Origin of the sequence: Janibacter melonis (genome assembly GCF_003721155.3) — a bacterium.
Taxonomy (GTDB): Bacteria; Actinomycetota; Actinomycetes; order Actinomycetales; family Dermatophilaceae; genus Marihabitans; species Marihabitans melonis.
In genome coordinates, this window is record NZ_CP044548.2 from 523,689 (window position 1) to 537,660 (window position 13,972).

Here is a 13,972-nt window from a genome sequence, read left to right on the forward strand (position 1 = left end):
GCCCGCCGTGACCCGCGTGGTCACGGCGGGCGTCGTGCGTCCATGGGGCAGGATGGGGCCATGGATCGCCAGCAGGAGTTCGTCCTTCGCACCATCGAGGAGCGCGACATCCGCTTCGTGCGGCTGTGGTTCACCGACGTCCTCGGGACGCTGAAGTCGGTCGCCATCGCCCCCGCGGAGCTCGAGGGTGCCTTCGCCGAGGGGATCGGCTTCGACGGCAGCGCCATCGAGGGCTTCACCCGCGTGTACGAGGCGGACATGCTGGCCAAGCCCGACCCCTCGACCTTCCAGGTCCTGCCGTGGCGCGGCGAGCGCCCCGGCACCGCGCGGATGTTCTGCGACATCACCCTGCCCGACGGCAACCCGGCGCTGGCCGACGCGCGCTACGTCCTGCGGCGCACGCTCTCGCGGGCCGCGGACATGGGCTTCTCCTTCTACACCCACCCCGAGATCGAGTTCTTCCTGCTCAAGTCCGGCTCCGGGGCCCCCGAGCCGGTCGACCAGGGCGGGTACTTCGACCACGTGCCGAAGGGGACGGCGCACGACTTCCGTCGCGCGGCCATCACCATGCTCGAGCAGGTGGGCATCTCCGTGGAGTTCAGCCACCACGAGGGCGCCCCGGGCCAGAACGAGATCGACCTGCGCTACGCCGACGCGCTGTCGACGGCCGACAACATCATGACCTTCCGCACCGTCATCAAGGAGGTCGCCCTTGAGCAGGGCATCTACGCGACCTTCATGCCCAAGGTCTTCGCCGACCACCCGGGCTCGGGCATGCACACCCACATGTCGCTCTTCGAGGGCGACTCGAACGCCTTCTACGAGCCCGGCGCGCCGTACTCGCTGAGCAAGACCGGGCGGCAGTTCATCGCCGGCCTGCTCACCCACGGACGCGAGTTCACCCTCATCACCAACCAGTGGGTCAACAGCTACAAGCGGCTGTGGGGCGGCGGCGAGGCACCGGCGCACCTCACCTGGGGCCACAACAACCGCTCCGCGATGGTCCGCGTGCCGATGTACAAGCCGAACAAGGCCAACAGCAGCCGGGTCGAGGTGCGCACGCTCGACGCCGCGTGCAATCCCTACCTCGCCTTCTCGGTGATGCTCGCCGCGGGGCTCAAGGGGATCGAGGAGGGCTACGACCTGCCGGCCGAGACCGAGGACGACGTCTGGCAGCTCACGGACCGCGAGCGTCGCGCCATGGGCATCAAGCCCCTGCCCGCCTCGCTCTCGGAGGCGATCGACGCGATGGAGTCCAGCGAGCTCGTCGCCCAGACCCTGGGGGAGCACGTCTTCGACTTCGTCCTGCGCAACAAGAAGCAGGAGTGGGAGGACTACAGGCGCCAGGTCACCCCCTTCGAGCTCGAGCGCCTGCTGCCTCGCCTGTGATGGCGCCCGGGCGACGAGAGCCGTCGAGCCTGGCCCGGCGCGGCCTGGTCGACGCGGAGCGTGCTGAGCAGCTGCTCGCCGACCCCGTGCTCACCGAGCTCGAGGGCTGCCGCGACGCGCTCGTCGACACGCTGTCTCGCTGTGCCGACCCAGACGCCGCGCTCCTCGGCCTGGTGCGCCTCGTCGAGGCGGCCGCCCAGCAGGGCGAGGACGGACTGCTCGGCGCCCTGTGCGCCGACGACCGGGCCCGACGTCGGGTCCTCGGGGTGCTCGGTGCGTCGACCGCCCTCACCGACCACCTCGTCGCGCACCCCGGGCACTGGCACGCGGTCGTCGAGGCCGAGGGGCTCGACCCCGCAGCCCGAGCCGGGGCGATGATCGCCGCCGTGCGCGACCCAGGTGACCTCGAGCCCCAGGACGCGCTGCGCGTCGAGTACCGGCGTCAGCTCGTCGCCATCGCCGCGCTCGACGTCACCTCCGGCGACCCCGTCTCGGAGCTGCCGGTCGCTGCCGCCGCCCTCGCAGATCTCGCCGGCGCAGCACTCGAGGCCGCGCTCGTCATCGCCCAGGACGAGCTGCCCGACGAGGCCGCGGCGGCACGCCTCGCGGTCATCGGCATGGGCAAGGCCGGCGGTCGAGAGCTCAACTACATCTCCGACGTCGACGTCATCTTCGTCGCCGAGGCCGCCGAGGGGCACGACGAGGGCGAGGCGATCGCTGCCGCGACCCGGTTGGCCAGCCGGCTGATGTCGGCCTGCGCCTCGTCGACCGCGCACGGGTCGTTGTGGCCCGTCGACGCCAACCTCCGGCCCGAGGGCGCCCAGGGTCCGCTCGTGCGCACGGTGGCCAGCCATCGCACCTACTACCAGCGGTGGGCCAAGACCTGGGAGTTCCAGGCGCTGCTCAAGGCCCGCCCGATGGCCGGGGACCCCGAGGTGGGCGCTGCCTACCTCGACGCCATCCGACCGTTCGTGTGGCAGGCGAGCTCACGTGAGGACTTCGTCGACGACGTGCAGTCCATGCGGCGCCGGGTGGAGGACCACATCCCCAGCGGCGAGGCCGCGCGCCAGCTCAAGCTCGGTCCGGGCGGGCTGCGGGACGTCGAGTTCAGCGTCCAGCTGCTCCAGATGGTCCACGGGCGCACCGACGAGACGCTGCGCTCGGGCACCACCCTCGACGCGCTCGCCGCCCTGTCCCGGGGCAGCTACGTCGGGCGACGTGACGCATCGACGCTCGACCACGCGTACCGGACCCTGCGCACGCTCGAGCACCGGATCCAGCTGCGCCGCATGAGACGCACCCATCTCATGCCCACCGGGGCCACCGACCTGCGCCACCTCGGCCGGGCCCTGCGCATCTTCTCCGAGCCGGAGAAGGGCGTCACCGCGCTGCGCTCGGAGACCTCGCTCGAGGTGCGCCGGCTGCACCAGCGCCTCTTCTACCGCCCGCTGCTCTCGGCGGTCGCCCGGCTCTCCGACGACGACGTGCGCCTGTCGCCAGAAGCCGCCCGCGAGCGCCTGCTGGCGCTGGGCTACCGCGACCCCGCGGGCGCGCTGCGGCACATCGAGGGGCTCACCGGGGGCGTCTCGCGCAGCGCATCGATCCACCGCCAGCTGCTGCCGGTCATGCTCGAGTGGTTCGGCGAGGAGGCCGACCCCGACGCCGGGCTGCTCGCCTTCCGCAAGGTGAGCGACGCCCTCGGCACGACCCCCTGGTACCTGCGCCTGCTGCGCGACGAGGGCACCGCCGCCCGCACCCTCGCCCGGGTGCTCGGGGCGAGCCGCTTCACCGGCGACCTGCTCCTCGCCAGCCCGGAGGCGGTGCAGATGCTCGGCGAGAGCGGCGGGCTCGTCCCGCGCTCGCGCGAGGACATCGAGCGCCGGATGCGGGCCGCCGCCGGCCGCAAGGACGAGCTCGAGAGCGCGATCTCCTCGATCCGGGCGATCCGACGCGCCGAGTTCTTCCGCGTCGCCGTCGCCGACCTCACCGAGCAGATCGGGCTCGACGACGTCGGGCGTGCCCTCACCGAGCTCACCTGCGCCACCCTCGACGCGGCGCTCGGCGTCGTCGGGCCGGCCGTCGAGGCCGAGCTCGGGCGCCCGCTCGGCACCGACCTGCTCGTCGTCGGCATGGGCCGCCTCGGCGGGCGCGAGGTCGGCTACGCGAGCGACGCCGACGTCCTCTTCGTCCACGACCCCCACGACGGGGTGGCGGACGCCGAGGCCCAGGAGGCGGCGGCCGCCGTCGTCTCCCGTCTGCGCACGCTGCTCGGCACACCGGGCAGCGACCCGCCGCTCGGGCTCGACGCCGACCTGCGCCCGGAGGGCAAGGCCGGCCCGCTCGTGCGCAGCCTCGCGTCCTACCGCGCGTACTACGAGCGGTGGTCCGAGCCCTGGGAGGCCCAGGCCCTGCTGCGCGCGGCCCCGTGCGCGGGCGACGAGGCCCTGGGGGAGCGCTTCATGGCGCTCGTCGACCCGATGCGGTGGCCGAAGGGCGGTCTGCCGCCCGAGGCGGTGCGCCAGGTGCGGCGGCTCAAGGCGCGCATGGAGGGCGAGCGGCTGCCGCGCGGCGCCGACCGGCGCACCCACTTCAAGCTCGGCTACGGCGGGCTGTCGGACGTCGAGTGGACGATCCAGCTCCTCCAGATGCAGCACGCCCACGAGATGCCGGGGCTGCGCACCACCCAGACCCTGCCGGCGATCGCGGCCGCGGTCGAGGCCGGTCTGCTCGAGCGCGCCGACGCCGACGCGATGCGCGAGGCGTGGTCGATGGCCTCGCGGCTGCGCAACGCGGGGATGCTGCTGCGCGCCCGGCCCGTCGACTCGGTGCCGTCGAACCTGCGCGAGGCCGACGGGGTCGGCCGGATCGTCGGCATGCCGCCGCAGTCCGGGCTCACCCTCGCCGAGTCCTACCGCCGCACGGCGCGGCACGCCCGCTCCGTCACCGACCGGGTCTTCTACGGCGAGGTCTGAGCGCACCCCCGCCTGATGAGACCTGGCGAAGGGGTGCCGCGAGCGGTACCTAAGATGGAGCCATGCTCTCGACGACTGACCTGCGTGGTACCGACCTGTCGGTGACCGAGCTGCGTGCGGCGCTGCCGCGCGCGGAGTACGACGTCGAGGCCGCCCTGCATGCCGTCACCCCCATCGTCGCCGACGTCGCCGAGCGCGGCGCCGAGGCTCTCCTCGAGCTCGCCGAGCGCTTCGACGGTGTGCGCCCGCAACGCCTGCGCGTGCCGGCCGAGGTCATGCAGCGCGCGCTCGAGCTCCTCGACCCCGACGTGCGCCGCGCGCTCGAGGTCTCGATCGAGCGGGCGCGGCTCGTGCACGCCGACCAGGTGCGCACCGACACCACGACCCAGGTGAGCCCGGGCGGCACCGTCACCGAGCGCTGGGTGCCCGTCGACCGCGTCGGCCTCTACGTGCCCGGCGGTCTCGCGGTCTACCCGTCCTCGGTCGTCATGAACGTCGTCCCCGCCCAGATCGCCGGGGTCTCCTCGCTCGCCGTGGCGAGCCCGCCCCAGCGCGACAACGCCGGGGAGCTCGCCGGCTATCCCCACCCGACGATCCTCGCCGCCTGCGCGCTCCTCGGGGTCGACGAGGTCTACGCGACCGGCGGGGCCCAGGCCGTCGCCGCCTTCGCCCACGGCTTCGACGACACGACGGCCGAGCCGGTCGACGGGCGCGTGCCGCGCTGCGAGCCGGTGAGCCTCGTCACCGGCCCGGGCAACGTCTACGTCGCCGCCGCCAAGCGCCTGCTCAAGGGCCTCATCGGCATCGACTCCGAGGCCGGCCCGACCGAGATCGCCGTGCTCGCGGACGCGGGTGCCGACCCCGAGCACGTCGCCGCCGACCTCGTCAGCCAGGCCGAGCACGACCCGCTCGCCGCGTCGGTGCTCGTCACCGACAGCACCGAGCTCGCCGCCGCCGTCGAGGAGGCGGTGACCCGACGCGCCCTCGCGACGAAGCACTCCGAGCGCGTCCGGACCGCCCTCACCGGTCCGCAGTCCGGGGTCGTGCTCGTCGACGACCTCGACGCCGGGCTCGCCGTCGTCAACGCCTACGGGGCCGAGCACCTCGAGATCATCACGGCCGACTCGCCCGCCGTCGCCGCCCGGGTGCGCAACGCCGGCGCGGTCTTCGTCGGCACGTACAGCCCCGTCTCGCTCGGCGACTACGCCGCCGGCAGCAACCACGTCCTGCCCACCGGCGGGTGCGCCTGCCACAGCAGCGGCCTGTCCGTGCAGTCCTTCCTGCGCGGCATCCACGTCATCCACTACGACGAGCAGGCCCTCACCGAGGTCGGGCAGCACGTCGTCACGCTCGCTGAGGCCGAGGACCTGCCCGCGCACGGCGAGGCCGTCACGGCGCGCACCGGGCAGACGGTCGCCCGATGAGCGGGCCCGCACCTGCCCCCGGCGCCCAGGTCGAGGCCGCCCTGCGACCCGACCTGCGCGGCCGGACCGCCTACGGCGCCCCCCAGCTCGACGTCGCCGTGCAGCTCAACACCAACGAGAGCAGCTACCCCGTGCCCGACGAGGTCGTCGCCGACGTCCTCGCGCGCCTGGGGGAGGACCTCGCCGGGCTCAACCGCTACCCGGACCGCGAGTTCGTCGGGCTGCGCAAGGCGCTCGTCGACTACCTCGAGCTGCAGTCCGGCGCCCGGCTGCGTCCCGAGCAGGTGTGGGCCGGCAACGGCAGCAACGAGGTGCTCCAGCACCTCGTGCTCGCCTTCGGAGGGGCCGGGCGCACCGCCCTGGGCTTCACCCCGGCGTACTCGATGCACCCGATCATCGTCGAGACCCTCGGCACCCGGTGGGTGGACGGCCAGCGCGACGCCGAGAGCTTCGACCTCGAGGTGGGCTCGGCGGTCGAGCAGGTCCGGGCGAGCGACCCCGACCTCGTCTTCTTGTGCTCCCCGAACAACCCGACGGGCACCGCGCTCCCCTTCGAGTCGATCGAGGCGGTCCTCGCGGCCGCGCCCCGGGCGATCGTCGTCGTCGACGAGGCGTACGCCGAGTTCGCGCGGCCGGGCACCCCGAGCGCCCTCGCGCTGCTCGAGCACCACGAGCGGCTCGTCGTCACGCGCACGATGAGCAAGGCCTTCACCCTCGCCGGGGCGCGCCTGGGCTACCTCGCCGCGCACCCGAGCCTCGTCGACGCCCTGCGGCTCGTGCGCCTGCCCTACCACCTCTCGACGCCCACCCAGGCCGTCGCCGAGGTCGCCCTGGCCCACGCACCGCGGCTGCTGTCGACGGTCGAGGCGATCAAGGAGCAGCGCGACCGGCTCGTCACCGAGCTCGCCGAGATGGGTCTGCGACCCGTGCCCAGCGACGCCAACTTCGTCCTCTTCGGAGGGCTCGCCGACGCCCCCGCCACCTGGCAGGCTCTGCTCGACGCGGGCGTGCTCGTCCGCGACGTCGGCATCCCCGGCCACCTGCGGGTCACCGCGGGCACGCCGGAGGAGACCACCGCCTTCCTCACCGCCCTGCGCTCCCTGCTCCCGCAGCACCTCGCGCCGACCAGCACCACGACCGCCACTGCCGAAGGGGCCCGCCCGTGACCACCCAGCAGCACCGGACCGCGACCATCTCGCGCGCCACGTCCGAGAGCTCGGTCGAGCTGCGCATCGACCTCGACGGCACCGGGCGCAGCTCGGTCTCGACGGGGGTGCGCTTCTACGACCACATGCTCGCCTCGCTGGCCAAGCACAGCCTCATCGACATCGACGTCACGGCCACCGGTGACACCGACGTCGACGCGCACCACACCGTCGAGGACGTCGCGATCTGCCTCGGCGACGCCCTGCGCGAGGCGCTCGGCGACAAGTCCGGCATCTCTCGCTTCGGCGACGCGACCGTGCCGCTCGACGAGGCGCTCGTGCACGCCGTCGTCGACGTCGCCGGCCGCCCCTACGTCGTCCACACCGGTGAGCCCGAGGGGCAGCAGTACGTCGTCATCGGCGGCGCCTACGTCGGCTCCCTCACCCGGCACGTCCTCGAGACGCTCGGCCACCACGCCGGCATCGCGCTCCACGTGCGCGTGCTCGCCGGCCGCGACCCGCACCACATCGTCGAGGCGCAGTTCAAGGCCGTCGCCCGTGCCCTGCGCGCCGCGGTGGCTCTCGACCCCCGGGTCGAGGGCATCCCCAGCGCCAAGGGCGCGCTGTAAGCCGATCCCGGTGAGCGCACTCGTCCTCGTCTCCGCGTCGGCCGCGTCGGCCTCGACGTGGGTGCGGCGCGGCGTCGTGGCCTGCCACGTCGCCGAGCAGCACGGCTGGACCCTCGTCTCCGCGGCGCCCGGCCGGGTCGCGGCCGCGGCCCCCTACGACGACCCGACGTCGGTGCTGCTCGCCCGACCCGTCGGGCCGCGCGTGGCGCCCTCCCTCGGTCTCGGCGTCGTCGGCGACCGCGCCGTCATCGCCGCCCAGTCCACCGGCTGGCGCACGATGAAGCGCTGGGCCGTCCGGATGCGTCGGGGCTCGCTCGTGCGCCAGGGCGACCTCGCGCCGCTGCGCCCGGGTGACCTCGCCCCCTTCGCCGGGGCCGGGGTGAGCACCGCCGAGGTGACCGCCGCGCTCGAGGAGACCCAGCTGCCCTCGCACGACTGGCTCGCGCACGTCCTCGAGGTGCTCCAGCTGCCCGGTGCGCAGGTCGTGCGCGGCGAGGACCAGCCCGGCGCGCTCGTCGAGCCCGACCCGCGCTCGCTCGCCGGCTTCGCGCGCGTCGCCGAGGACGGCCGCCCATGACCGACGTCGTCGTCCTCGACTACGGCAGCGGCAACGTCCGCTCCGTCGTCCGCGCCCTCGAGCACGTCGGCGCCGCCGTCGAGCTCACCTCCGACCTCGCCCGCGCCGAGCGGGCCGACGGCCTGCTCGTGCCCGGCGTCGGCAACTTCCACGCGTGCATGACCGGTCTGCGCGACGCCGGTGGTGGCGAGGTCGTCCGGGCCCGGCTCGCCCACGGCGCACCGACCCTCGGCATCTGCGTCGGCATGCAGGTCATGCTCGACGGCTCCGACGAGCCCTCGCCCGACCCGCAGCCGGGCCTGGGCCTGTGGCCGGGCTCGGTGCACCGGGTCGACGCCCCCGTCGTGCCCCACATGGGCTGGACCCCCGTCGTGGCCGGCCGGGGCAGCGCGCTGCTCGACGGGCTCGACGGCGAGCGCTTCTACTTCGTCCACTCCTACGCCGTCACCGACACGGCGGCGCTGGGGGAGCGGGTGGTCTCGGTCGCCGAGCACGGCCACCCCTTCGCCGCCGCCGTCGAGGACGGCACCTTGTCCGCCACGCAGTTCCACCCCGAGAAGTCCGGGGACGCGGGACTGCACCTCTTGAAGAACTGGGTGAGCTCACTATGACCAGCGCGACCGACCCGATCCCGAGCCTGGAGCTGCTGCCGGCCGTCGACGTCTCCGAGGGGCGGGCCGTCCAGCTCGTCCAGGGCGTCGCCGGCAGCGGGGGCCAGTTCGGCGACCCCGTCGAGGCGGCGCTGTCGTGGCAGGAGCAGGGCTCGCGCTGGCTCCACCTCGTCGACCTCGACGCCGCCTTCGGGCGGGGGAGCAACGCCGACCTGCTCGCCGAGATCGTCGGCCGGCTCGACATCGACGTCGAGATGAGCGGGGGCATCCGCGACGAGGTGACCCTGCGTCGCGCCCTCGCGACCGGGTGCCGGCGCGTCAACCTCGGCACCGCGGCGCTCGAAGACCCCGAGTGGACCGCGAGCGCCATCGCGACGTACGGCGACCGGGTCGCCGTCGGTCTCGACGTGCGCGGCACGACGCTCGCGGCGCGCGGGTGGACGAGCGAAGGGGGAGACCTCTGGGAGACGCTCGCGCGCCTGGACTCCGAGGGCTGCGCCCGCTACGTCGTCACCGACGTCGCGAAGGACGGCATGCTCGCCGGGCCGAACCTCTCGCTCCTGCGTGACGTCTGCGCCGCGACCCAGCGACCCGTCGTTGCCTCCGGCGGCGTGACGACCGCGGACGACGTCGCCGCCCTGCGCGAGCTCGTGCCGGCGGGCGTCGAGGGAGCGATCGTCGGCTCGGCGCTCTACCGGGGCACCCTGACGATGGCCGACGCCATCGCGGCGGCCGGGCCCCAGTGACCTCTCCCGACAAGCCCGACCAGCCCGAGCAGGTCCCGCAGACGGGCCCGGCCGACTCGGCCGGGGTCCCGTGGGGCGGGCGGGCCGTGCCGCACTCGGGCTTCGAGGGCGACGACGGCTCGCGCGACCCTCGCCTGGGCGCCGCGCTCGGCACGGGCGACGACGCGGCGCTCGTCGAGGCCCTGCGCGGTGCTCGGCTGCTCGTGCCGGTGACGGCCGTCGCGGCCGAGACGACCGAGGGCGTGGGCGGCCTCACCGCCGAGAAGGAGACGGACATGGCCGTCGTCCTGCTCGACAACCCCGACGGGCGCACCGCGCTGCCCGTCTTCTCCAGCGCTGCCGACCTCGCGGCCTTCGACACCTCGCTGCGCCCCGTGCCGGTCACGGCCGAGCGGGCCGCCGAGGCGGCGATCTCCGAGCAGGCCCAGCTCATGGTGCTCGACTGCGCGAGCGAGCACGCCGTCGAGGTGCGCTCGAGCATGCTGTGGGCGCTCGTCCAGCGTCAGCCCTGGCTGCCGCCGCACGAGGACCCCTTCGTCGCCCGCTCCGTCGACGCCGCGCTCTCCGGTGCGCCCCAGGTCCTCGGGCACGAGCTCGTCGCGGGCGCAGAGGCCGGCGAGCTCGTCCTGTCGCTGCAGATCGTGCCCGGCCTGGCGACCGAGCAGCTGCAGGCCGTCGTCGAAGGGGTGGGCGAGCGGCTCGCCGCCGACGGCGAGCTGCGGGCGCGGGTGGATGCGTTGACCTTCCGGGTGCGGTGAGCACGCTCACCCCCTTCGCCTCCCGTCGGGACCGGTTTGCCGGGGAGGGCGGGGCAGCCGCACCATAGGTGGTTGTGACCATCGCCCCCTACCGTGACGTGCTGCGGATCCCGCAGGTGCGCCACGCGCTGATCTTCGGCATCATCCTGCGCACCCCGATGGCGGCGAGCCTCATCGCGCTCACGCTGCACGTCGTCTCCCACCTCGGGCAGAGCTACGGCAAGGCCGGCATCGCGAGCATGGCGCTGACCCTCGCGCTCGCCGTGAGCAACCCGTGGCGCGGCCGGCTCGTCGACCGGCAGGGCCTGCGTCGCACCTTCGTGCCCTCGCTCGTCGTGCTGCCGCTCGTGTGGTCGGTCGCGCCCTTCCTGTCGTACTGGCCCCTCGTCGCGGCCGTCGTCGTCGCCGGCCTCTTCCAGGTGCCGATCTGGGGGGTGCTGCGCCAGATGATCCTCCACGCCGTGCCCGAGCAGCAGCGCCGCAGCGCGCTGTCGCTCGACTCCGTCGCGACGGAGATCTCCTTCATGATCGGCCCCGCCATCGGCGTCGTCGCCGCGAGCGCCCTCGACACCCGCTACGTCCTGCTCGTCCTCATGTGGCTGGGGGTCCTCGGCGCGGCGGCGATGTGGTGGATGGACCCGACGATCGTCAGCGACGCGCCCGCCCAGGACTCGACGCAGTCCTCCTCGACCCTCGCCCCGGCGCGCTCGTGGTTCTCCGGCGCGGCCGTCGCCGTGCTCGCGATGACCGCCGCGACGACGGTGATCCTCTCGGGCACCGACGTCTCGGTCGTCGCGCTGCTGCGCGCGGTGGGGGAGGAGACGGGGGTCGCGGTCGCGATGGCCGTGTGGGCCTTCGGCTCGCTCGTCGGCGGTCTGCTCTACGGCACGTGGCACCGCAGCGTCCCCGCGCACGTGCTCCTCGTCGCCCTCGCGCTCGCCACGCTGCCGGTCGCGCTCACCTCGTCGACGCTCGTCAGCAGCCTGGCCCTGCTGCTCGCCGGCTTCTTCTGCGCGCCGACGCTCACCGCGACGACCGAGCAGCTGAGCCGGATCGTGCCCGAGCGCTCGCGCGGCGAGGCCCTCGGCTGGCACGGGTCGGCGATCACCGGAGGCAGCGCCCTCGGTGCTCCCGTCGCGGGCTTCGCGATCGACCACGCCGGTGCCCCGGCGGGGTTCGTCGCGGTCTCCGTGGCGGGTCTGCTCGTCGCGGGAGCGGCTCTCGTCGTGCTCCAGGCGCGGCGGCGCAGCCGCTCCGTCGCGTCGGCCCGGGCGTCGCGCCCGCCCGCCCGCGTGGGCTGACCGGGCTGATTTCGTCGGCCGCGGGGCCGCTGCTAGTCTTGACCTCGACCGGTTGCACGTCCGCGTGCAGCGCAAGAGGGGCTTCACCGCTTCCACCCGGGCCGACTCGATCGGCCGGGTCTCAGGTCGCGACCGTCACGGTCGTCCTCGGCCTCGCCGTCTCGGCGGGGGGCCGACGGCGTCGTGGTGCTCGTGTCCAGGTGGGCTCCTCGCACGGCGAGGAGCCCTTCGTCGTGCCGGGACCAGGACCACCGACGAAGGAGCATCACATCAGCGAGCCTCGCATCAACGACCGCATCCGTGTCCCCGAGGTGCGGCTTGTCGGGCCTAACGGGGAGCAGGTGGGGATCGTCCGGGTCGAGGACGCCCTCCGTCTGGCCGCCGAGGCCGACCTCGATCTTGTCGAGGTCGCCCCGATGGCCAAGCCCCCTGTGGCCAAGCTCATGGACTTCGGCAAGTACAAGTACGAAGCCGCCATGAAGGCGCGCGAAGCGCGCAAGAACCAGGTCAACACGATCATCAAGGAGATCAAGCTCCGCCCGAAGATCGACGCCCACGACTACGGCACGAAGAAGGGCCACGTCGTGCGCTTCCTCAGCGCCGGCGACAAGGTCAAGGTGACGATCATGTTCCGCGGTCGCGAGCAGTCGCGCCCGGAGCTGGGCTTCCGTCTCCTGCAGCGTCTCGCCGAGGACGTCGCCGAGCTCGGCTTCGTCGAGTCCTCGCCGAAGCAGGACGGCCGCAACATGGTCATGGTCCTCGGGCCGACCAAGAAGAAGTCCGAGGCACGCGCCCAGCAGCGTCGGATGAAGGACGAGGCCGCGCAGGCCGAGGCCGTCGAGGCCCAGACCCCGCAGACCGAGACCACCGAGGTCGAGAGCACCGAGGTCCAGGCCGACCAGGTCGAGCAGGCCCCCGCGAGCGAGAGCACCTCGCAGGCCTGAGCGCCGTCCCCCGCCAACCAGCAGAGCAGATCAGCAAGGAGAACGGCGAGATGCCGAAGAACAAGACGCACAGCGGTGCCAAGAAGCGCTTCCGGGTGACCGGCTCGGGCAAGATCATGCGCCAGCGCGCCAACCACGTGCACAAGTTCCACGAGAAGACCCCGCAGCACGCCCGCCGCCTGGCGAACGACGTCGAGCTGAGCCCGGCCGAGACCAAGAAGGTCAAGCGGCTCCTCGGCCTCTGACCTGCCAGTCGACACACCCCACAACGAAGGAGTACTCACGTGGCACGCGTGAAGCGGGCGGTCAACGCCCAGAAGAAGCGCCGGGTCGTCCTCGAGCGGGCCAGCGGTTACCGCGGTCAGCGCTCGCGGCTCTACCGCAAGGCCAAGGAGCAGGTCACCCACTCGCTGGGCTACAGCTACCGCGACCGCCGGGCCAAGAAGGGCGACTTCCGTCGCCTGTGGATCCAGCGCATCAACGCCGGCGCCCGCGCCAACGGCATGACGTACAACCGCTTCATCCAGGGGCTGCGCGCCGCTGAGATCGAGGTCGACCGTCGCATGCTCGCCGAGCTCGCCGTCAACGACGAGGCCGCCTTCGCCGCGCTCGTCGAGATCGCCCGGGCCAACGTCCCGGCGCAGACCGAGACGGCCAGCGCCTGAGCGCAGAGCAGCACCGAGAGAGCCCCGTGCTGACCAACCCCGGTTCCGACCGGGTGCGGTCGGTGCGAGGGCTCTCTCGTCGTCCCGTGCGACGCCGCACGGGACGCCTCCTCGTCGAGGGCCCCCAGGGCGTGCGCGAGGCCGTGCGCTTCGCCCCCCACGACGTGGTGGACCTCTACGTCACCGCCGAGGCGGCCGACCGCTACGCCGACGTCGTCCACGACGCGCGCGAGGCGGGTCGCTTCGTGCACGAGGTGAGCGAGGAGGTCCTCGCCGCGATGTGCGACGCCGAGCACCCGCAGGGCATGGCCGCCGTCGTCGGCTGGCAGCCCGCCGGGCTCGACGACGTCCTCGCCGCCGGCCCCCGCACCCTCGTCTTCCTCACCAACGTCCGTGACCCCGGCAACCTCGGCACGGTCATCCGCGGTGCCGACGCCGCGGGGGCCGACGCCGTCCTCGTCTCGGGGTCCTCGGTCGACGTCACCGCCCCGAAGGTCGTCCGCTCGACCGTCGGCTCCCTCTTCCACGTCCCGGTCGTCACCGGTCTCGACGTGCCCACCACCCTGGCCCGCCTGCGCGAGGCCGGCGTGAGCACCTACGCCGCCGACGGCTCGGGCAGCGCGAGCGTCGACGAGGTCGACCGCACTCGCCCCCACGCCTGGGTCATGGGCAACGAGGCCTGGGGCCTGCCCGACGAGCTCCTGCGCGCGTGCGACGAGGTCGTCCGCGTCCCGATCTACGGGCGCGCCGAGTCGCTCAACCTCGCGATGGCGGCGACCCTGTGCCTCTACGCCTCGACCCGCGCCTGACC

Annotated in this window: 14 protein-coding genes; all 14 read left to right on the forward strand. The window is 73.7% G+C overall.

All coding sequences use genetic code 11. The features are described from left to right. Nucleotides 1-60 precede the first annotated feature (60 nt). The 14 genes from EEW87_RS02540 to EEW87_RS02605 all read left to right on the forward strand — a co-directional run bounded on the left by EEW87_RS02540 (nt 61) and on the right by EEW87_RS02605 (nt 13,970). The gene (locus EEW87_RS02540; RefSeq protein WP_123090792.1) at nt 61-1,389 is read left to right on the forward strand and encodes a glutamine synthetase family protein; all 1,329 of its coding nucleotides are present in this window, start codon (nt 61-63) and stop codon (nt 1,387-1,389) included. After that, nucleotides 1,389-4,361, forward strand: coding sequence for a bifunctional [glutamine synthetase] adenylyltransferase/[glutamine synthetase]-adenylyl-L-tyrosine phosphorylase (locus EEW87_RS02545; protein ID WP_123090791.1), 2,973 nt, complete (start codon nt 1,389-1,391; stop codon nt 4,359-4,361). Before EEW87_RS02540 ends, EEW87_RS02545 begins: the two co-directional genes overlap by 1 nt. A gap of 62 nt (nt 4,362-4,423) precedes the next feature. Next, the gene (hisD, locus tag EEW87_RS02550) at nt 4,424-5,785 is read left to right on the forward strand and encodes a histidinol dehydrogenase (protein WP_123090790.1); all 1,362 of its coding nucleotides are present in this window, start codon (nt 4,424-4,426) and stop codon (nt 5,783-5,785) included. Next, nucleotides 5,782-6,951, forward strand: coding sequence for a histidinol-phosphate transaminase (locus EEW87_RS02555; RefSeq protein ID WP_123090789.1), 1,170 nt, complete (start codon nt 5,782-5,784; stop codon nt 6,949-6,951). Before hisD ends, EEW87_RS02555 begins: the two co-directional genes overlap by 4 nt. After that, entirely contained in the window at nt 6,948-7,559 is a 612-nt protein-coding gene (hisB, locus tag EEW87_RS02560; RefSeq protein ID WP_068274126.1) for an imidazoleglycerol-phosphate dehydratase HisB, read from the forward strand. The genes EEW87_RS02555 and hisB overlap by 4 nt, the downstream gene beginning before the upstream one ends. Before the next feature lie 10 nt (nt 7,560-7,569). Then, nucleotides 7,570-8,136: a hypothetical protein gene (locus EEW87_RS02565; RefSeq protein ID WP_068274128.1), complete on the forward strand. Its 567-nt coding sequence runs from the start codon at nt 7,570-7,572 to the stop codon at nt 8,134-8,136. Beyond that, nucleotides 8,133-8,747: an imidazole glycerol phosphate synthase subunit HisH gene (gene hisH, locus EEW87_RS02570; protein ID WP_068274132.1), complete on the forward strand. Its 615-nt coding sequence runs from the start codon at nt 8,133-8,135 to the stop codon at nt 8,745-8,747. Before EEW87_RS02565 ends, hisH begins: the two co-directional genes overlap by 4 nt. After that, nucleotides 8,744-9,493, forward strand: a complete 750-nt coding sequence (priA, locus tag EEW87_RS02575; protein WP_123090788.1) for a bifunctional 1-(5-phosphoribosyl)-5-((5-phosphoribosylamino)methylideneamino)imidazole-4-carboxamide isomerase/phosphoribosylanthranilate isomerase PriA — start codon at nt 8,744-8,746, stop codon at nt 9,491-9,493. The genes hisH and priA overlap by 4 nt, the downstream gene beginning before the upstream one ends. After that, the gene (locus tag EEW87_RS02580; RefSeq protein WP_123090787.1) at nt 9,490-10,251 is read left to right on the forward strand and encodes an SseB family protein; all 762 of its coding nucleotides are present in this window, start codon (nt 9,490-9,492) and stop codon (nt 10,249-10,251) included. The genes priA and EEW87_RS02580 overlap by 4 nt, the downstream gene beginning before the upstream one ends. A gap of 74 nt (nt 10,252-10,325) precedes the next feature. After that, nucleotides 10,326-11,552: an MFS transporter gene (locus EEW87_RS02585; RefSeq protein WP_123090786.1), complete on the forward strand. Its 1,227-nt coding sequence runs from the start codon at nt 10,326-10,328 to the stop codon at nt 11,550-11,552. 311 nt (nt 11,553-11,863) lie between these two features. Beyond that, nucleotides 11,864-12,496, forward strand: coding sequence for a translation initiation factor IF-3 (infC, locus tag EEW87_RS02590; RefSeq protein WP_308012932.1), 633 nt, complete (start codon nt 11,864-11,866; stop codon nt 12,494-12,496). 50 nt (nt 12,497-12,546) lie between these two features. Continuing rightward, nucleotides 12,547-12,741, forward strand: coding sequence for a 50S ribosomal protein L35 (gene rpmI, locus EEW87_RS02595; protein WP_068274142.1), 195 nt, complete (start codon nt 12,547-12,549; stop codon nt 12,739-12,741). A gap of 39 nt (nt 12,742-12,780) precedes the next feature. Next, on the forward strand, nt 12,781-13,161 hold the full coding sequence (rplT, locus tag EEW87_RS02600) for a 50S ribosomal protein L20 (protein ID WP_068274144.1): 381 nt from the start codon (nt 12,781-12,783) through the stop codon (nt 13,159-13,161). Between the two features lie 26 nt (nt 13,162-13,187). Next, the gene (locus tag EEW87_RS02605; protein WP_123090785.1) at nt 13,188-13,970 is read left to right on the forward strand and encodes a TrmH family RNA methyltransferase; all 783 of its coding nucleotides are present in this window, start codon (nt 13,188-13,190) and stop codon (nt 13,968-13,970) included. Nucleotides 13,971-13,972: the final 2 nt, after the last annotated feature.